Source organism: Algoriphagus sp. NF (assembly GCF_028823735.1).
GTDB lineage: Bacteria > Bacteroidota > Bacteroidia > Cytophagales > Cyclobacteriaceae > Algoriphagus > Algoriphagus marincola.
On sequence record NZ_JAPEIB010000052.1, the window covers coordinates 1 to 18,076 of the forward strand.

Sequence of the window (18,076 nt, forward strand, 5' to 3'; positions counted from 1 at the left end):
AGTTTGGAACCAAATCATTAATCCCTCCAAAAATGATCAAGGTTTATAAGACTACTGTACTACTGATCTCATTGACTATGTTTGTAAACTTCTTGTTCACCGCAGGAATTGGTATATACAAATCATTTCACGCATTTTCTATCTTTTATTCAGCTGGAACTCAAGGTAAACCGGGATTAGAGATTATTGAATCCTTGGATTTGTTTCTAGTTGCCTTAGTCTTCCTCATTCTAGCCTTAGGCTTTATGAAGCTGTTTTATCCTGAATTCAATCTCTTGAAAAAAATTGACCTACCCTGGTTAACTATTCATGATTTCTACCAATTAAAACACCTTACTTGGAATGCAATTTTACTAACTCTATTGATCACATTCTGCACTCATGTTTTGAAGTCGGAAGGATTGCTCGACTGGTCGGTTTTGATAATTCCTGCCGCAGTATTTCTATTTTCCGTAAGTTCAAAAATGCTGAAACATTAATTAATTATCCAGACCATATCCATAAAAAAACCTTCAGAATCATTTCTGAAGGCCTTTCTTCTACAATCCCTCCAACATCCCAACTAACTTTGCTCTCACCTCTCCGGCAAGCGGCTCAATCTCGGGATTGTCCACCACGGACATCGCAGCGGCGGGGTCCATCATAATTACTTCGTAATCATCCCCTCCCAAACTTCGAATCGTGACATTGCAGGGCAAAAGCGTGCTCACATGGGGTTCAGCAGTCAAAACCTTATCGGCAAAAACCGGATTACAAGCCCCCAGAATCAGAAACGGAGGGTAATCTTTGTCCAATTTCTTTTTCATCGTGGCCTGAATATCGATTTCGGTCAAGATACCGAAACCCACTTCCTTGAGTCCAGCCTCCACCTTGCTACGAAGGCTCGCCAAGTCTTTTGATTTTAGAGTTTTGGATTGATAATAGTTCATGTCTTAAGGGTTAGATTGTTTTCTTTAATTGAAAATCTTAATTCAATTGTCAAGCTAATCAGATTAATCATGAATTACAGTAACTTCCATTACATAGCATCTTGTCAGTCCCATACTTTACTACAGGCAAGAACTTCTCCTTCTCCCCTTTTTTCTCCCATTCTTAATCCTCATGTTGTATCTTGCAGGCATTCTAAGCAAATCATTTCTTTCATCCCAAAATCCCAATATCCTTGAAGCCTACTTACCTGATCCAGCAAGCTACCCTAGTGAATGAAGGCAAGACATTTGTCGCTGATGTCTTGATCGAAAACGAGAAAATCCAAAAAATCGGATCAATTCCAGCCCAAGAAGGCTACCATCTAATTGATGGCAAAGGCAAGGTCCTGCTGCCGGGTGTGATAGACGGACAGGTTCATTTCCGGGATCCGGGACTGACCCACAAGGCTGATATTCATAGCGAAAGTAAGGCAGCAGTAGCGGGAGGTGTGACCTCTTTTATAGACATGCCCAATACCCGCCCTAATACGTTGACCATGGAGCTTCTGGAGGAGAAGTACCAAATTGCTTCGCAAAAGTCAGTGGCCAATTATGGATTCTTGCTCGGCATCAACGGCGAAAATCTCGAAGAAGCCATCACATGGGATACTCGAAAACTCCTAGCACTCACCGATGATGGCCTTTACTTTTCAGGAAAAGGAAATATCCTTGCAGACCGTCCGGATATGCTGGAGAAAATATTTGCAGCAAACAAAGGAATTCTAGCCATTCACTCGGAAAAAGAGGAAATCGTAGAAAAAAATGAGGAGGCTTATCGGGAGAAATATGGGGATGATGTTCCGGTAAAATTTCACCCACTGATTCGAAGTGAACAAGCATGCTTCGAAGCTACAGAAAGAGCCATTGCTTTAGCTAAAAAACATGACGCCAAGCTTCACATCCTCCACCTGAGCACCGCAAAGGAAACGAGCTTATTTCGAAATGATATACCGCTAGAAGATAAAAAAATCACGACAGAGGTATCTGTTCACCACCTTTGGTTTACCGATGCGGATTACGAAGAAAAAGGAACCCTGATCAAGTGGAATCCTGCCATCAAAACCCAAAAAGATGCCGATGGACTTCTTCAAGCTCTAATCGATGATCGAATCGACTTGATCACCACGGATCATGCTCCGCACGCTTTGGAAGAAAAGCTCAAGCCTTATTTTCAATCCATGTCGGGAGCTCCATTGGTGCAGCATTCCTTGGCTTGTATGCTGGAATTTTTTAAGAGAGGAAAAATCAGTTTGGAGAAAATAGTAGAGAAAATGTGCCACAATCCGGCCATCCTTTACAAAATCAAAGAACGTGGATACATTCGGGAAGGCTATTTCGCAGATCTCGTCTTGGTGAATATGGATAGCCCATGGACGGTGAGCAAAGAGAATATCCTTTACAAGTGTGGCTGGTCACCTTTGGAAGGCACCCAATTTCAGACTCAAGTAGAAAAAACCTTTGTCAACGGAAATCTGGTTTTCGATCAGGGTGATTTTCAGGAAGATTCAAGAGGAAAAGCGCTGGAAGTTGAATGGGAAAACAAGGAGTAAAAGCCCTTTTCGATGGTCGCAAACTAGTCATCGCTACCAAACATCGAAAAGAAGCGGTCTTAGGGCCGATTTTGGAAAAAGAACTGGGAGTTGAAATACTAATTCCTGAAGGTTTAGACACGGATTTGCTAGGTACCTTTTCCGGAGAAATCGAACGAAAAGAGGACCCTATCACCACGGCAGAGCGGAAATGTAAATGGGCTATGGATATCACCGGTATGGACTTAGCTTTGGCAAGCGAAGGTTCATTTGGAGCTCATCCAGCAGCTTTTTTTCTTCCTGCAGATGAAGAACACCTGCTGCTGATTGACAAAAAACTGGGTTTAAAAATCCATGCACGTCATCTTAGTACCAAAACCAATTTTAACGCTCAGGAATTTGAGTTGAAAGAAGAGCTTCGGGAATTTGCCGAGAAAGCCCTTTTCCCCAGTCATGGATTGATTTTGAAAGGGGAAAAAGGTGAAATTTTTAAAGGCATTGCCGATTGGAAAGAGCTACAGGAAAAGGCTCAAGGATTACTCAATCAGTATGCTAAAGCCAAAGTGGAAACGGATATGCGGGCCCTATTTAATCCCAGCAGAATGAAGGTCATCGAGGAAACTGCTTTTCAATTAATCAAACAAATCAACTCCTGCTGCCCTGCTTGTAGCAAGCCTGGGTTTTGGGTAAGCGAACGAGAGTCAGGCCTCCCCTGCTCATGGTGCGGATCGCCTACGGAATCTACCCTAGCCCATCACTATAGCTGCGACTATTGTCAACATAGCGAGCGGAGACTTTTTCCAAATGGAAAGGAAGAAGAAGATCCCATGTATTGCAATAGATGCAACCCATAATTAGCCTTTGAAATCCTCTTAAAAAATTGAAATGCGTGATTAAAATCACCTTTTGAGTCAGAAAGAGGGAACAAATTTGTGGTCTAATGGCGAAGGCTATCACCCATATTCTACTCATTTCGCTAGTCCTGCTAAATGGAATGGGCTATACCCTTATTCAGGCTCATTTTTATTGGGACCGGGAGGAGATTACAGCCTTGTATTGTATCAACAAGGACAAGCCTGAAATGGAATGTGATGGTAAATGTGAGCTTTCCAAGAGGCTTTCCGAGGCCAAGGACTTGCCTGCCAATTCGGAGGAAATCACTCTAGAAGAACTTCAGCTCAATTTCATCTCACAAAATTTGATTGAGCTCCCAGATCGCAAAATCATTCAATTTTTAGAGAATACGCTAAAAAGTAGTGTGGAATTATACCAGCATATTAATTCGGAGGACTTTTTTCACCCACCTCAAGGCTAAGTATTCATGTGTTTATAATTTGTTTTTCAGTTGCCACATGGAATCTCGCAAAATATAAACATTCCAGAGTGTGACTTTTAGTAATGCTCGATTTCATATTTCATTTTTCACCAATTCACCCTTCATTTCTACGAATTGAAGCATGGGATTCTATTATCAAAAAACTTAGTCTAATGAAAACTCATTTGATTCAATTATCGGGCATACTCAGTATGCTCTTACTTACCTCATTTGTCTTTGGGCAGCAAAAAATTAATTTCCAACTCCTTGACTCAGATCAGCAGTTTCCTATCGTAGGGGTCAGCTACAGCTATGGCTCCCAATCGGGTATCAGTGACGCAGAAGGAAGACTTTCTTTGAAATGGGAAGAAAAAACCATTCTTTATCTAAATCATTTAAGCTATGGAAGGTGGTTTCTAAGCCCTGAAAAGATACTTGATGCAGCAAAAACCGGGTTTTCCTACCGAAAAGAAACAACGATAGGATTACAACCGGTTTCTGTCATTTCCATCAAAATGACCGATGAAAAAGATAAAAAAATCGTGCTCTCTGATCAGGAAAGATTGCACCATGATGCCGGTGCGATCCTAATGCTTAATCCAGTTGTCTCGGGTATCAGAAAGGGTAGCAATTTCGCCTTTGACCCGGTGATGCGTGGATTCAAATATGACCAGCTTAATGTGGTGATCAATGGTATTCAGACAGCCAATGCTGCTTGTCCCAACCGGATGGATCCCCCGACTTCTCAGGTTGCCTTAAACCGCATTCAGCAGGTAGAAATCCTGAAAGGTCCGCATGCTTTACGCTACGGAATAGGCCTAGGCGGCACTATCAATTACATCCCGGAAAAGCCAAATTTCGGATCCAACCCCGGAACCTATGGCCAAATTTCCTCCCTCTATGAATCCAATGGCAATATCTGGCGAAATGAAGGCCGTGTAGGGTTCCAAGGTTCTAATTATGATATAGGAGTTTTAGGAAGTTATTCCTCAGGCTCGGATTATCAGGCTGGAAACGGGGAAATGATACCAGGTAATTTCAAGCGGGGAACCGTTGGTATTTATGGGGATTTGCAGGTAAGTAAGCGTGATTTGCTTCAAGTATCTCTAAATAGAAATTTTGCACGGGATGTGGATTTTCCATCCCTGGCGATGGATCTTCGCACTGATGATACCTGGATGGGAAGTGTCTTCCATACCCGCACCATAGAAGGTCAAAAACTAGTTTCCTGGACTAATTCCGCCTATTTTTCCCGGGTCGATCACTTGATGGATAATCTTCTCCGCGATCTAAATCCCCGAATGGTCAATGCCTCTACTCCAGCCATTACCCAAAATTGGGGGATTCGGACTGAAGGAACTTGGACTTTTGAGCAAGGAAAGCTGTATGCTGGAATAGATCACCGATCGGAATCTGCTGAGGGAAGTCGTACCCGTGAAATGCTTATGGGCCCAATGGCAGGAAGAGTGTTCACTGACAATGTCTGGCAAGACTCGAATATCCAGAAAACCGGGGTCTTCGCCAATTACATATTCACCCTAGGTTCCTCTACTCTCAATGCTTCTACCAGATTGGAGGTAAACCAAGCACAAGCCTTGGATCCAGCCGAAGAATTTATCCAACTGAATCCAGAGACTAAAAACACCCAAGTGAACCCGGGAATCAGTTTGGGTTGGCAACATAGCTTGGGAAAAGCTTGGTCCTTGGGTATTTGGGCAGCGAGTGTGCAGCGAAGCGGAAGCCTTTTGGAGCGCTACATTAATTTTCTACCTGTGGGACTGGATCCTTGGGAAATGGTCGGCGACCCTCAAATCAATCCTGAAACAAATAATCAGATTGACTTGGTAGTGGGTTTTGAAAGAGAGAAAGTCTTTGCAGAAGTGACCTTATTCGGTTCTTACTTAACTAATTACATTTCCTCTGTCAAAACAGACCTAAACCCACGTCTCCCAAGTAGCCCTGGTGTTCGTCGCTTCGTTAATTTGGATGAAGCTTTAAAAGCTGGGGTTGAGGTAACTTTTAGACACCAAATCATTCCCAATCTATCTCATTCCTTGGATCTAGCCTATACCTATGGCAAGGATTTGGGCTTAGATGCTCCACTTCCCGAGATCGCTCCCTTGGATGTAAGGTATCGGATGATGGGACAGTTTGTAGAGGGAAAATTGCAGACAGGGTTAAATTTCCGTTTCGTCAGTCAGCAAAACCGAGTATCTGAAGTATTTGGAGAAGGAAAAACACCCGGGTTTAGTTTGATAGACTGGGATATCAGCTATCCGCTATACTCTAATCTGCTTCTCAAAGGAGGTGTTCAAAATATCCTCGATGAGACATACTATGAACACTTGACTCGACCCATTGGAATGAATAAAACCCCCATGTATTCACCAGGGAGAAACTTCTTCCTGATGCTGAGCTTTAAGTTTCCTTAAGTAGTCACGAGACCTTCTAGGTTTTTTAAACCTGGAAGGTCTTTAAATTCTCAATCATGCCGCGACCCTTCCATTACTTTGAAAACATGAAGGATTGCTGGGAAAACGGCATCCATGGATTCGGCGGCTCCCTTGGCAGATCCCGGTAAGCCCAATACGAGCGTATTTCCAATCAAACCAGCTATTGAACGCGAAAGCATGGCATAAGGCGTCCGCTGCTGACCATAGTTCCGGATCGCTTCCTCTATGCCCGGCACTCTTCTTTCCAAAATCATTTCCAAGGATTCAGGCGTCACGTCCCTCGGTGACAAGCCTGTACCACCTGTAAAAATCAAAAGATCAATTCCAGCCTTCGAGGAATCCTTCGCAAGACCTTGAATCTGCTGAGAATCGTCAGGGATCACTGTTTTTTCCAAGACCTTGACACCATATTTTTCCAGTCGTTCACGAATCGCCTCCCCTGCTCGGTCCTCTCCTTTTCCTTGAGAAATAGAATCAGAGCAAACCACCACTCGGGCGGAAATAGTTCTTTCTGAACTTGGCGTCCGATCGGATTTCCCACCTTTCTTTTCTACTAGCTTGATCTGCTCAATGCTTACTTCCTTATCGATAGGCTTGAGCATATCATACATAGTCAAAGCCACTACGGAGGCTGCATGCATCGCTTCCACCTCTACTCCAGTCTTGTAAATAGTATGAATCTCTACCAAAACTTTCACCTCCATCTCCTCGATCTCATAGCTGACCGAGGTAAACTCCACAGGAAGTGGATGACAATCAGGAATCATGTCTGCCGTACGCTTAGCCGCAAAAAGTCCAGCCACACGAGCACATTCCAATACATCCCCTTTGGGAACGGTTCTTTGATTGATAGCCTGAATGGTTTCTGGTTTACTGACTTTGACGATAGCCTGAGCGATCGCTTTCCGAAGGGTACTGCTTTTAGGGGTAATATCGACCATCTATTTGGGATTTGGATACCCGCAAGATACCATATCCTGAATAAAATCTTTCAAATGCTCGATCTCCACATGATCCATTAGGACAATTTTGTACCACTGGTTTGTTTCATCGTGGCTTTGTGGCACTAGGTTGTATTTGTGGGCAAGTTCCTCAGGAACACACTCAGACCGGATGGTCACGATATTCATCTCAGGCTCTCGGAAATAGGTTACGCCCAACTGATCAAGCTGCTTGCAAAGCCAGTTGGTACGCATCTTAATCACTGAGATTTTCTCATACCATTTATGCGGCCCATAGGTGGTCAAAATCACCCACACTGCTACAGCATTGGCTCCGGATCGACTACCACAGAGCGTCAAATCCATTCCCTCCACATACTGAGCCTCTGAAGTGAGTACATTTTCGATCAGGCCTTTGCGGCACACAAAAATACCCGTTCCATAGGGCGCCTGTAGCATTTTATGCGCATCGATAGTGATGGATGAAATATCCGGATTGGTGAAATTGATTTGGTTTTCAAAGTCTCCAAAAGGATAAACAAAACCCCCATAAGCGCCGTCAATATGCAGTCTAAATGGTAGTTGATACTCTTTTAAAACATCTGTAAAAACTGTAGGATCATCAACTGATCCGAACATCGTGGTACCCATATTGGCTACTACGATGAAATATTTTTTTCCCTTACTCAGCGCAACTTTAATACTCTCGCGAACAGCTTCAGGAGTGACATCCCGAGTCTCGGCATCCACCGATACTTTCTCCCAATCCAGCATTAGCAAGTTGGCGGATTTAGGAATAGAATAGTGGGTATCCTCCGAAGCCAAAATGACAATTTCTTCGAGTTTGGCTCCTTGCTTTTTCATGAATTCATTGCGATAAATCCACATGGCCTGAGCATTTGCTTCAGTACCTCCAGGAGAGATATATCCGTCAAACTGATCTTCCTCGATTTTGAATAAATCGACAGCCATCATTTTCAACACTTCCTGCTCGATGGCCTGAGTGCCCTTAAAGGCGAATTCGGAAGTACCATATGTATGACAACCAATATGATTGGGATTGGCGATGTAGGTACTGAGCACGGGCATTTCCCGAAGAAAAAGAGACTCATTGGTAAATACCTTTTCATCCAAGCGGGATGCAGGATAGCCCAAATTGGCATCTTTTGAAAAGTCTACATTGTCCTTCAAAGCCTGCTGAACCCGATTCAATCGCTGCTCAGCATTCAGCTTTTTCCAATATTTCATTTCAATCATCATGATTTCTGCTCTTTCGTAAGAAACAAAGTTAGGCCTGCTATTTGGGAATAATATTGACTTTCATCAGGTTTTGGAAAAGGCTTTCATCCGGTAGTCCAAAAAATTTTCTTTCAGTTCGACGGTGCTGGTTTTTCCCCGCAAAGCTTCGAAATCACGTCTACTTTATTTTTAATATTTGGAGTAAATTAAACTGGAAATCAATCAGTTGCCGATACTAGAAAAAGGGAAACATCATTTCATCAACTGACTTTCCTCATACTATTTCAGTGTATAACACCCTAATATCGTTCAACAAAACCCAGAAAAAAATGTCGGCATCTCAACCCCTATCATCAGCACAAACCATCGCTTTGGTATTGTTGCGCCTGTTCGTGGGATGGCATTTCCTCTATGAAGGAGTCATCAAACTTTACACCCCGTCTTGGACAGCCAAAGGCTATCTGCTCAGTGCGACCTACCTGGAATCTTTTTTCCATTGGCTAGGCAGTGATTCCATGATTTCGTTAGTAGACACCTTGAATGTTACCACAATGATTTTGGTGGGTGCGGGACTCATTCTTGGATTTCGCACCAAGCTCGCAAGCATTTTAGGGATCGGGCTATTACTTCTCTACTATTTGGCACATCCACCCTTTCCGGGACATCCTCAAGGAATCACCGAAGGCAGCTATTGGATCATCAATAAAAACCTTATTGAGGCAGTTGCCCTAGTGGTGGTTTACCTATTTCCTACCTCGATGAGCTTTGGATTGGAAAGACTATTCCATAAAAAAGAAATCAAAACTCAATCCACTTAAACCCAAAGAAATCATGTCAACAGATAAAAAACTACTTGGTGGATTTTCAAGAAGAGACTGGCTAAAAAGTGTGGCAGGTCTCCCAATCTTGGGCTCTGTTTGGGCAGCCGGATGGGATACTACCGAAAAATCAAAACTTGAAAAAGAACTGCTTTTAGAAAGGCTAAACATCAAAGCCAGTCCACCCCCACCCTCGGGATCCATGGAAGGAAACCCGGTAAGGATTGGATTGATAGGCTTTGGGATACGCGGAGAGCAATTGATGCGGGCCTTGGGGTTTGCTACCAATGAATGGTTGGAAGCAATGGCAATATCCAGTCAGGAGGACCCAAACGACAAAAGACTAGAAGACTTCAAAGATCAGGAAAACCTCAATGTCAAATTGGTTGGAGTCTGTGATATTTTCGATGTACGGGCTGAGGATGCGCTTCGCTCCTTCAACACATCTGATAATCCCTGCAAAAGATACCCCACTTATTTGGACATGATTCATAGCGGAGACGTAGACGCTGTAATCATTGCTACTCCAGATCATTGGCATGCTCCCATGGCACAGGCAGCCATCGAAGCAGGAGTTCATGTTTATGTAGAAAAGCCCATGACCCATACGGTTTCGGAGACTTATTTACTACGCGAGGCCGTCAGAAGAAATCCAGGGGCTATACTCGCTGTTGGACATCAGCATCGACAAACATTAAGCTTTCTGACTGCCCAAGATGCCATTTCTAAAAACACCCTGGGACACATATCACTTGTCGTCACCAATACCAATCGAAACGACGACAACGGTGCTTGGCAATACAGGATTCACCCAGATGCTTCTCCAGATACCATTGATTGGAATGCCTTTTTGGGAAATGCCCCTTACGTACCATTTAACAAGGAGCATTTCTTTCGCTGGAGAAAATGGTGGGCCTATGGTTCTGGATTATCCGGGGACTTATTGACCCATGACTATGACCGGATTAATTGTGTTTTGAATATGGGAATTCCAAAATATGTAACTGCGTCCGGAGGAATTTATACCCACCGAGATGGCAGGAATGTACCGGACGTCATGCAAGTGAATATGGACTTTCCTGAGTTTAGCACCGGATCCAGTCAGGAGAGTGGAAAAGAAAAAGGAATGAGCCTAGTTTACAGTGCAACCTTGGGGAATCAATTCGATCGGGGTACCGTACTCATGGGGCATGATGCCAGTATGGAACTTGGAAACATCCTGACAATTTACGCTGATCCTCGATCCACCCAATACAAAGAAATGATTCAAGATGGAAGGATTGACCCGGCTGTTCCGATCTACCAATACGACCCAAGCGCAAATGGAGTGGATGCGGTGACTTCAGCCACTGCCAAGTATTTTGCCAACAAAGGGTTGCTGTGGACTTACCGAGATGGAAAGCGGGTTGACTCAACCTTCCTTCATATCCGGGAATGGCTCAGCTGTATTAGAAATGGTGGAAATCCAAGCTGTGGAATAGATGAAGGCTTTGAGGAAGCCATTACGGCTCATATGGCAGGCTTATCTTACAAAACTGGAAGAAGAATGGAGTGGGATGAGGAGACTGAAAAAATCATCACCCTCCCGGAAGAAGAATTGGATGCCATTCTTCTTGATAACTCAGTAAGCTATGTCAGCTAGTCAATTTTAATTAGTCGTTTAGGACTTACAATAAGCCGCCAACCCTAGAGGCTGAACTAACATTCAGCCTCTTTTTATTGCTCACATTTTACGAGGACGGTTGGTTTATTTCGAAAATTGCCCCGATTTTGAAGCCCTCCTTTCAAATTGAGTCCTGATTACCCAAGGAATTTTGGAATGGATGATATCATATTAAAAAAGCATACTCTCACATGATACCACTAATTGAAAAAGCCTTTCAATTTCCTTCACGAATAGCTGTTTTAGATCAAGAGCAGCACTACTCCTACCAACACTTATTGGATAAAAGCGCAGCAATCGCCACGAATCTTCTCGCTACACAGAAGGATTTGAATCAAGAAAGGGTAGCTTTTATTATCCCTCCTTCTTTTGACTACTTGGCTATTCAGTGGGGTATTTGGCGGGCAGGCGGGATTGCGGTACCACTCTGCACCTCCTACCCTCTACCTTCCTTAGAGTATGTTATTGATGACACCAAAGCCAGTTTTTTGATTGTAGCTCCGGAGTTTGAAGACTTGCTATCTCCATTGAGAGCTCGGGAAGATTTAACCTATCTATCAAGCAAAGAATTTGTAAACCAGCCAACTGCTCATCTTCCTGATATTGACCCTGCAAGAGGTGCTATGATTTTATACACCAGTGGCACCACGAGTTTACCCAAGGGTGTGTTGAGCCCACACCAGACCATCACCGCCCAAATCAAAAGCCTGGTTCAGGCTTGGAAATGGTCAGAAAATGATCAAATTTTATCCATTCTGCCTTTGCACCATGTGCATGGGATAATCAATGTCAATTCCTGTGCTTTATGGTCAGGTGCAAAAGTTCAGTTTTTACCTCAGTTTGATCCTGCAAAAGTCTTTGACATCTTCAGTGAAGGTAAGGTCAATGTATTTATGGCCGTGCCAACAATCTACTTCAAATTGATCGCTTTCTATGAAACTCTTTCAGGCTCCGAGCAGGAAGAAATCCAAAAAGCACTGAAAAAATTTAGATTCATGGTCTCTGGCTCTGCTGCTTTGCCGGTTTCTGTCATGGAAAAATGGAAGGAAATTTCAGGGCACACTTTATTGGAGCGATATGGAATGACGGAAATAGGCATGGCGATAAGCAATCCCTATGATGGAGAGCGAAGACCAGGTCATATAGGACAAGCCCTCCCGGGCGTATTTGTGAGACTTTGTGACGAAGATGGTAAAGAGGTTTCCCCCGGTAAATCAGGGGAAATCCAAGTCAAGGGAAACACGGTGTTTTCTGAATATTGGGGGAAGCCGGAAGCCACCGCCAAAGCCTTTACCAAAGATGGATGGTTTAAGACCGGAGACATTGCTATTGTGGAAGATGGCTACTTTCGAATCCTAGGGAGAGATTCGGTGGATATCATCAAGTCTGGAGGATACAAAATCTCTGCTCTGGAGATAGAAGAAAAAATCCGCGCACATGAGGCAATCAAAGATTGCGGAGTGGTAGGAATCCAAGATGAAGAATGGGGTGAGAAAGTAGTAGCCGCACTAGTTACGGATCAGAATATTGATATTTCAGAATTGAAAAATTGGCTTCGAGCCCAGCTCCCTTCCTACAAAATCCCTAAAGATTTTATCTTCTTGGAAGAATTGCCAAGAAACGCACTTGGTAAAGTGACGAAAAATGAACTCAAAAAACTATTCTAAATCATGACTATTTACGGAGTAGCTCTGCTTGCCCTTGCCTTTATCCTCGGACAATGGGTGGGAGTACTTTTGGGGGATTGGCTAGGAATCCAGGCAAATGTTGGTGGTGTGGGCTTTGCCATGATTTTCTTAATGCTAGGCAAGGAATGGTTGGTCCAAAAAAACAGAATGAGCCCCGCAATGACCGAAGGCATTGCTTTTTGGAGCAAAATGTATATCCCCGTTGTCATCGCCATGGCAGCTAGTTTGAATGTAAAACCCGCAGTTTCTTCTGGAAGTTTGGCACTGATTGCAGGAATAATTCCCGTTATGGCTGGTTTCCTCATCTTTCCTTGGATTATGAAAAAATTCAATCGCCCGCCACATGGATAAGCTACTTGAACTCATCGAAAAAAACGGGCTGATTTTTGGTTTCGTGGTCATTGGATTTGTTTTTATCATTGGAGATTTTCTTTCAAAAAACCTTTTCCGTTCTAAAGTCCCTGGCTCTGCGGTTTCTATCTTTCTAGGCTTGGTTTTAGGTTATTTAGGAGGAGTTTGGGCTGAGGGAGAAAAAGGAATCTCTAACCTTTCACTTTTTGCCGGAGTGGGTATTTTGGGTGGCTCGATGTTTCGGGATTTTACGATAGTGGCCACAGCATTGGGAGCAAATCTGGACCTTATCCGAAAGGCAGGTTGGTTGGGTTTAGTTTCCTTATTGATGGGCATAGTCTTGTTTTTTTTCCTGGGGGTTGGACTTGCCTTTGCCTGGGGTATTCGGGATGCTGCCAGTTTGTGTACCATTGGTGCAGGTGCTTGTACCTACATCGTCGGCCCGATCACAGGTGCTGCTGTTGGCGCTTCATCGGAGGTAATTGCCTTGAGTATTGCTATCGGCGTTGTAAAAACCATCGCTGTTACGATTTTCACCCCAATTGCAGCTAAAAAAATCGGACTCTATAGTCCAGAGTCGGCCATGGCATTCGGAGGAATCATGGGGACTTCGAGTGGGGTAGCTGCAGGATTAGCTGCAACAGACCCCAAACTAGTTCCTTATGGTGCCGTAACTGCCACTTTCTACACAGGAGTTGGTTGCCTACTTTGTCCCTCTCTTTTCTATCTAATTCTTACCTTATTTTTCTAAAACAAATGATTTAATAGATAGATCAAGGCTTCATCTAACTTAATCACCAGGAGAAATTATTTACCCAAGAAAACATTTACTCCTATCCCTACTTCCAAGCCATGCATCCTGTCCTTTAACAGACCAGGCCGAGAAATCGGAAGCCAATAGTGACTTCTCAAGAAAAATCCAAGGCGTTTGGACATCAGGTAATTGGTACCAATGCCCATCCTCAAATGGCTAAGATTGAATTCACTGGAAGTAGTGCTCCCCAATTGATATTCCACCTCGGAGAAATTTTCAAACTCATAGATAAACTCCTGCCTCGTTAAATAATTTCCCATCAAACCAAAACTACTTTCGAAGCTAAACCCACCATAATACAAACTTCTCCATCTCAATTCAATTGGAAAAAACCACTGATGATTGGTAAAATATATTTCATCCAAGGAATTAATATCGGAAGGAATATTGGGAAGCTCATTTACTACTGAAGATGGCAGGGAGAGGATTTCTTCATCGTCCAGTTCCCCTTCGACATTATTTCGAATAACTCCGAGGTAAACACCCCAGCCACTTTCCCATTCGAGACCCAAATGGATGTTTTGTTGAAAGGGGGTATAGTATTCCACCAAATTGCTGATCGGGAAAAGCAAGGACCCACCCAATTCGAGATGAAGCATAGGCTTACTTTTTTCTGGTACAGGAGCCTGATTGAGATTGCTGGTATCTCCTTCAACGAGTTCCTTTTCGGATTTGAAAACATATTTTTCTTGAGGAGCAACCGATGGAGCAGCCATACTTCTTCGTACTGGAGTGGAATTGGCTTGCTGCTGAGAATTCAAGCCGGGCATCATAGGATTTCCCGTCTGCACTTTTAATTCCCCAATGGTAATTTGGCTTGAATCTTCCTGAGATAATTTAGGCGCAAACTTGACTGCTTCTGCAATTGAAGTAGAATCTGTGTTATTCTGTTGATCCGAAATCTCTTTCTCTTCCTTTCCAAATTCAAAATCATTTTTGCTCTGCGCTGTGGATGAATTCAACGTTTCAGAAACTGAATTTTGAAAATCACCTTCATCGGAAAAACCTAAACCAAAGGCTGACTGATAGCTTTGAACTTCATTCAAATACACCTTTTTGTAAACAAAAACTGTATCGACCACATAAACCGTATCTCTTCTAAATACCGTGTCTGTAGCAGTAAGTACGGGGTTGGCCTCCATCTGAGCAATCTCCTGTGAAGTTTTTTCTCCCCACTGATGCCATGCGAGGGAAGTGAGAAAGAGTACCGATGCAAATAGGTACGGCATGCTCCAATGCTTCCAAAATGGAATAGCCGGAGGATTCAGAAGCGGAGCAAAACTCTGCCATGCCTGATCGGCTTCATTACCGGAAACCTCCTCCAGTTTAGCTTTTATTTTCTCTTCAAAATTATCTCGCTTATCCATGATTTTGCTGCTTGATAATGTGCTGATTTGCCAATGCTTTTTGCAGTTTTGCCTTGGCCTTGGAATAATTTGACTTGGAAGTACCTTCGGAGATTCCGAGTTCCTCAGCGATTTCACGATGATTGTAGCCTTCTACGGCGTAGAGTGAAAATACCATCCGGTATGCCGGTGGCAACTCTTGCACAAGCGTTAAAATTTCATCTACACTGATTTTTTCCAGAATCCCTTCATCGAAAATCATAGCACTCTCCTCTCCTTCGTAGTCCGTGTATCGATCCTGATAGCGCTTGAGTCGGCGATAGTGATCAATCGAGGCATTCACCATGATTCTCCGGATCCAACCCCCAAAGCTGAGTTCGGGCGAATACTGATCCAATTGCCTGAAAACCTTCAGCATACCCTCATTGACCACTGAATGGGCTTCGTCCAAATCACGCGTATAGCGTTTGCTAACGGAGATTGCTAAAGGGTAGGCAAGCTTGAAAAGCCTTTCCTGGGCTTTTCGCTTACCATTTTGGCAGTCTCGGATCAAATCTTGTAAATCCTGTGAGTTGGGTAGATTCATTTCAAGGGTATCACGATCAAACGTATATAAAGAGTTGCCTCCCCTTCTCAAAAAAAAATTTTCTACCTCAGGCAACTGTTTGAATTGATCCCATCGTAATGGAAGCAAAACAAACTAATTGCACATACTACCATGAAAAAAGTCTTTTTGTTTACCGCATTCCTCAGTTTATCATTGACAAGCCTAAAAGCTCAGGAAGATCCAGAGACACTCTTCGATGGCAAGCTTTCATTCTCCAATTTGGGTGTATTTGTAGACCCAGGATTTCAGGCGACCCAGGTGGCAGGTGAAAACACCGGCTACTTCCTTTTCCGAGGAGGGCTTACCTTCGGCGACAAAATAAGTATAGGTGGATTTTACGGTCAAATGATCAACGATATCCGACCAGCATCATTCGAAAACATTCTTCCGCCACGAGCCCATGTGGACTCTTACCAGGCAGGAGGTTTTATCGAGTACACGCTTCAGGCTTCAAAAATGATACACTTTACCTTTCCACTAGCATTTGGAATCATGGAGCTCGAAGTAGATGAAGAAGGAAGAGATTTTGACTATGAGGAAACCAAGACCCTCTTTGTAGAGCCAGGCGCTCAGGTGGAGGTGAACCTACATCGCTTTGCACGTCTGCATGCAGGGCTGGGCTACCGGGTGATGACCGGACCCATCGAAGATTTCCCGGGAGTCCCTGAGGCAGGCAATGCCCTGACTTTCCAGATCGGACTAAAAATGGGTGTATTCAATTTCAAACAACTTAAAAACCAATAAAACTATGAACCGACTACCAATTGTTCTATTCTGTCTAGCCCTAATTTCCTGTGACCTGGATGGAAATAGCAGTTCCAGCACCTCAGATATTGGAGCAGAGCAACTTCGCAATGATCTGAATATTACCTCAGGACTAAGAATCGTACAATATATCGACGACGGAGAAGATGAAACGGATGAAGTTGATGATTTTCTTTTCCGCTTTTCTACAGACGGTACTGTCACCGCCACCCGAGGAAATGAAGTCATTGAAGGATCTTATCGCGTTTTCAGAGACGATGGGCAGACTGAGTTGGAATTGGACTTCCCTCCCACTTCCATTCTGGATGACTTGGATGATGACTGGTACTTCCGAGGAAAGGCCAACAATCGTCTCACCTTTGAAGACGATGACGATGATGGCGATTTTGAAAGACTTGTATTTGAATTCTAAACCACAAAATTCCTATTAAACCTAATTTAAACTACCTCAAAATGAAAAACCAACTAGTAGTTTTAGCCCTTTTCCTGCTTTCTGTCACTAATCCTGTTTTCACAGTAGCACAAAGCAATGATGAACCTCAGACGCTTTTCCAAAAAGGCGAACCGATCAATACTGAAAACCTCGGTGTATTTATCGCTCCTTCATTTGGATTCACCCAAATGGACGGTGCTGGTGCTACCCTATTCAATCTGCGAGCAGGTGTCAGCATCAAAGATCAAATTTCATTTGGTGCCTATTTCAGCACTTCCATGAATGATATGGTGCCCCAAAGCGAAACAGTTCCTAATGTGTATATGGACTATTGGACTGTCGGTGGATTTGCAGAATACACCTGGAATGCCAGCAAACTAGTTCACTTGACTTTTCCGTTATACATCGGGTATGGTGAAGTGCAGATGGATAATGAAATCGGTGAGGCAGGATTGGGAGAAGCCAATTTCTTCCAGGTAGAGCCTTCAGCCCTGATTGAAATCAACCTCCACCGACTAGTCTCACTTAATGCCGGTGCTGGCTATCGAATCGTTGGAAATATGGAATATCGGAATTTCAACCAATCCGATCTCTCTGGACTGAGCGGATATATAGGACTGAAATTTAATATATTCTAAGATTTGAATAGAATTGATAAAAGCGGCTTTTGGCCGCTTTTTTTATGAATTGAAAAGACTAAGATATATTTTGACTAAATTATTTTTTAACCAAATACTAAAACAATCCATAAGTCGTTTGTAAGAAAATTTTAAAACTATGAAAACCAAAGCGCTCTTATTCACCCTGATTCTTACCCTATATTTCTCACATTTAAGGGCCCAAGTCAAAGATCATGCGGTCTATACAGAAGGAAAGCCGAGCGCCTACGAAAAACGTAAACTCCGACAAAGCCTTAGCCGGGAAGATGGAGTGTATTTCATTGCACAAGCAGGATTGAGAAGGCACCTAACCACAGCGGGCAACAATCTGTACCTTCCCATTTCCGGTGAAATGGACGGAATCATTCAAGGAGGAATCGGATACCGAATCAATAATATTTCTCTTGAGTCTGGGATTGGATTTAGTTGGCACAATTCGGATATTCCACGCCAATTGGGAAGTTCTGAAAGAATACTTATTACCCAA

General features: G+C 43.3%; 19 protein-coding genes. 14 read left to right on the plus strand and 5 right to left on the minus strand.

Features of this window, described 5'->3' with window-relative positions; all coding sequences use genetic code 11:
* Positions 1-479: YqhA family protein (locus OU792_RS17130; RefSeq protein ID WP_274670849.1), on the plus strand; the 479-nt coding region annotated here is incomplete at its 5' end.
* Between the two features lie 60 nt (positions 480-539).
* Here the strand turns inward: OU792_RS17130 and OU792_RS17135 are convergent.
* Complete coding sequence (locus OU792_RS17135) at positions 540-929, minus strand: DUF302 domain-containing protein (protein ID WP_274670850.1); 390 nt, start codon at positions 927-929, stop codon at positions 540-542.
* 233 nt (positions 930-1,162) lie between these two features.
* On the opposite strand from OU792_RS17135, the gene OU792_RS17140 reads away from it, so the two are divergent.
* The 4 genes from OU792_RS17140 to OU792_RS17155 all read left to right on the plus strand — a co-directional run bounded on the left by OU792_RS17140 (position 1,163) and on the right by OU792_RS17155 (position 6,244).
* Positions 1,163-2,518, plus strand: a complete 1,356-nt coding sequence (locus tag OU792_RS17140) for a dihydroorotase (protein ID WP_134202459.1) — start codon at positions 1,163-1,165, stop codon at positions 2,516-2,518.
* Positions 2,500-3,351 (plus strand): DUF6671 family protein, encoded by an 852-nt coding sequence (locus tag OU792_RS17145; RefSeq protein WP_274670851.1) that lies wholly within the window; start codon positions 2,500-2,502, stop codon positions 3,349-3,351. Before OU792_RS17140 ends, OU792_RS17145 begins: the two co-directional genes overlap by 19 nt.
* A gap of 86 nt (positions 3,352-3,437) precedes the next feature.
* Positions 3,438-3,812, plus strand: coding sequence for a hypothetical protein (locus tag OU792_RS17150; protein ID WP_134202457.1), 375 nt, complete (start codon positions 3,438-3,440; stop codon positions 3,810-3,812).
* Positions 3,813-3,985: 173 nt separating this feature from the next.
* Entirely contained in the window at positions 3,986-6,244 is a 2,259-nt protein-coding gene (locus OU792_RS17155) for a TonB-dependent receptor domain-containing protein (RefSeq protein ID WP_274670852.1), read from the plus strand.
* Between the two features lie 50 nt (positions 6,245-6,294).
* Here OU792_RS17155 and moaCB read toward each other — a convergent pair whose 3' ends face one another.
* Both moaCB and OU792_RS17165 read right to left on the minus strand, forming a co-directional pair.
* Entirely contained in the window at positions 6,295-7,206 is a 912-nt protein-coding gene (gene moaCB / locus OU792_RS17160; RefSeq protein WP_274670853.1) for a bifunctional molybdenum cofactor biosynthesis protein MoaC/MoaB, read from the minus strand.
* Positions 7,207-8,466, minus strand: a complete 1,260-nt coding sequence (locus OU792_RS17165; protein WP_274670854.1) for a pyridoxal phosphate-dependent decarboxylase family protein — start codon at positions 8,464-8,466, stop codon at positions 7,207-7,209.
* Positions 8,467-8,774: 308 nt separating this feature from the next.
* Between OU792_RS17165 and OU792_RS17170 the strand changes: the two genes are divergently transcribed.
* The 5 genes from OU792_RS17170 (at position 8,775) to madM (ending at position 13,716) form a co-directional block, all read left to right on the plus strand.
* Complete coding sequence (locus OU792_RS17170) at positions 8,775-9,263, plus strand: DoxX family membrane protein (RefSeq protein ID WP_274670855.1); 489 nt, start codon at positions 8,775-8,777, stop codon at positions 9,261-9,263.
* Between the two features lie 13 nt (positions 9,264-9,276).
* Positions 9,277-10,905 carry a Gfo/Idh/MocA family protein gene (locus tag OU792_RS17175; RefSeq protein WP_274670856.1) on the plus strand — a complete coding sequence of 543 codons (1,629 nt, stop codon included), beginning with the start codon at positions 9,277-9,279 and terminating at the stop codon, positions 10,903-10,905.
* Between the two features lie 212 nt (positions 10,906-11,117).
* Entirely contained in the window at positions 11,118-12,593 is a 1,476-nt protein-coding gene (locus tag OU792_RS17180) for an acyl-CoA synthetase (protein WP_274670857.1), read from the plus strand.
* Between the two features lie 3 nt (positions 12,594-12,596).
* Positions 12,597-12,965 carry a malonate transporter subunit MadL gene (gene madL, locus OU792_RS17185; protein ID WP_274670858.1) on the plus strand — a complete coding sequence of 123 codons (369 nt, stop codon included), beginning with the start codon at positions 12,597-12,599 and terminating at the stop codon, positions 12,963-12,965.
* Positions 12,958-13,716: a malonate transporter subunit MadM gene (gene madM / locus OU792_RS17190; protein ID WP_274670859.1), complete on the plus strand. Its 759-nt coding sequence runs from the start codon at positions 12,958-12,960 to the stop codon at positions 13,714-13,716. Before madL ends, madM begins: the two co-directional genes overlap by 8 nt.
* Before the next feature lie 56 nt (positions 13,717-13,772).
* Here the strand turns inward: madM and OU792_RS17195 are convergent, their stop codons facing one another.
* Both OU792_RS17195 and OU792_RS17200 read right to left on the minus strand, forming a co-directional pair.
* Positions 13,773-15,146: a hypothetical protein gene (locus OU792_RS17195; RefSeq protein WP_274670860.1), complete on the minus strand. Its 1,374-nt coding sequence runs from the start codon at positions 15,144-15,146 to the stop codon at positions 13,773-13,775.
* Positions 15,139-15,711, minus strand: coding sequence for an RNA polymerase sigma factor (locus OU792_RS17200; protein ID WP_274670861.1), 573 nt, complete (start codon positions 15,709-15,711; stop codon positions 15,139-15,141). The genes OU792_RS17195 and OU792_RS17200 overlap by 8 nt, the downstream gene beginning before the upstream one ends.
* A gap of 132 nt (positions 15,712-15,843) precedes the next feature.
* Here OU792_RS17200 and OU792_RS17205 point away from each other — a divergent pair, with 132 nt between their 5' ends.
* From OU792_RS17205 to OU792_RS17220, 4 genes are all read left to right on the plus strand, one after another.
* Positions 15,844-16,476, plus strand: coding sequence for a hypothetical protein (locus OU792_RS17205; protein WP_274670862.1), 633 nt, complete (start codon positions 15,844-15,846; stop codon positions 16,474-16,476).
* A 4-nt stretch (positions 16,477-16,480) separates the two neighbouring features.
* On the plus strand, positions 16,481-16,909 hold the full coding sequence (locus OU792_RS17210) for a hypothetical protein (protein ID WP_026947296.1): 429 nt from the start codon (positions 16,481-16,483) through the stop codon (positions 16,907-16,909).
* 41 nt (positions 16,910-16,950) lie between these two features.
* Positions 16,951-17,568 carry a hypothetical protein gene (locus tag OU792_RS17215; RefSeq protein WP_274670863.1) on the plus strand — a complete coding sequence of 206 codons (618 nt, stop codon included), beginning with the start codon at positions 16,951-16,953 and terminating at the stop codon, positions 17,566-17,568.
* A gap of 139 nt (positions 17,569-17,707) precedes the next feature.
* Positions 17,708-18,076 (plus strand): hypothetical protein (locus tag OU792_RS17220; protein ID WP_274670864.1); only part of this gene is annotated, 369 nt, incomplete at its 3' end.

Coding starts and splice junctions, on each gene's coding strand:
- OU792_RS17135 (WP_274670850.1), bottom strand. CDS start 929: ATGAACTATTATCAATCCAAAACTCTAAAATCAAAAGACTTGGCGAGC.
- OU792_RS17145 (WP_274670851.1), top strand. CDS start 2,500: ATGGGAAAACAAGGAGTAAAAGCCCTTTTCGATGGTCGCAAACTAGTC.
- OU792_RS17150 (WP_134202457.1), top strand. CDS start 3,438: ATGGCGAAGGCTATCACCCATATTCTACTCATTTCGCTAGTCCTGCTA.
- OU792_RS17155 (WP_274670852.1), top strand. CDS start 3,986: ATGAAAACTCATTTGATTCAATTATCGGGCATACTCAGTATGCTCTTA.
- moaCB (WP_274670853.1), bottom strand. CDS start 7,206: ATGGTCGATATTACCCCTAAAAGCAGTACCCTTCGGAAAGCGATCGCT.
- OU792_RS17165 (WP_274670854.1), bottom strand. CDS start 8,466: ATGATGATTGAAATGAAATATTGGAAAAAGCTGAATGCTGAGCAGCGA.
- OU792_RS17170 (WP_274670855.1), top strand. CDS start 8,775: ATGTCGGCATCTCAACCCCTATCATCAGCACAAACCATCGCTTTGGTA.
- OU792_RS17175 (WP_274670856.1), top strand. CDS start 9,277: ATGTCAACAGATAAAAAACTACTTGGTGGATTTTCAAGAAGAGACTGG.
- OU792_RS17180 (WP_274670857.1), top strand. CDS start 11,118: ATGATACCACTAATTGAAAAAGCCTTTCAATTTCCTTCACGAATAGCT.
- madL (WP_274670858.1), top strand. CDS start 12,597: ATGACTATTTACGGAGTAGCTCTGCTTGCCCTTGCCTTTATCCTCGGA.
- madM (WP_274670859.1), top strand. CDS start 12,958: ATGGATAAGCTACTTGAACTCATCGAAAAAAACGGGCTGATTTTTGGT.
- OU792_RS17195 (WP_274670860.1), bottom strand. CDS start 15,146: ATGGATAAGCGAGATAATTTTGAAGAGAAAATAAAAGCTAAACTGGAG.
- OU792_RS17200 (WP_274670861.1), bottom strand. CDS start 15,711: ATGAATCTACCCAACTCACAGGATTTACAAGATTTGATCCGAGACTGC.
- OU792_RS17205 (WP_274670862.1), top strand. CDS start 15,844: ATGAAAAAAGTCTTTTTGTTTACCGCATTCCTCAGTTTATCATTGACA.
- OU792_RS17210 (WP_026947296.1), top strand. CDS start 16,481: ATGAACCGACTACCAATTGTTCTATTCTGTCTAGCCCTAATTTCCTGT.
- OU792_RS17215 (WP_274670863.1), top strand. CDS start 16,951: ATGAAAAACCAACTAGTAGTTTTAGCCCTTTTCCTGCTTTCTGTCACT.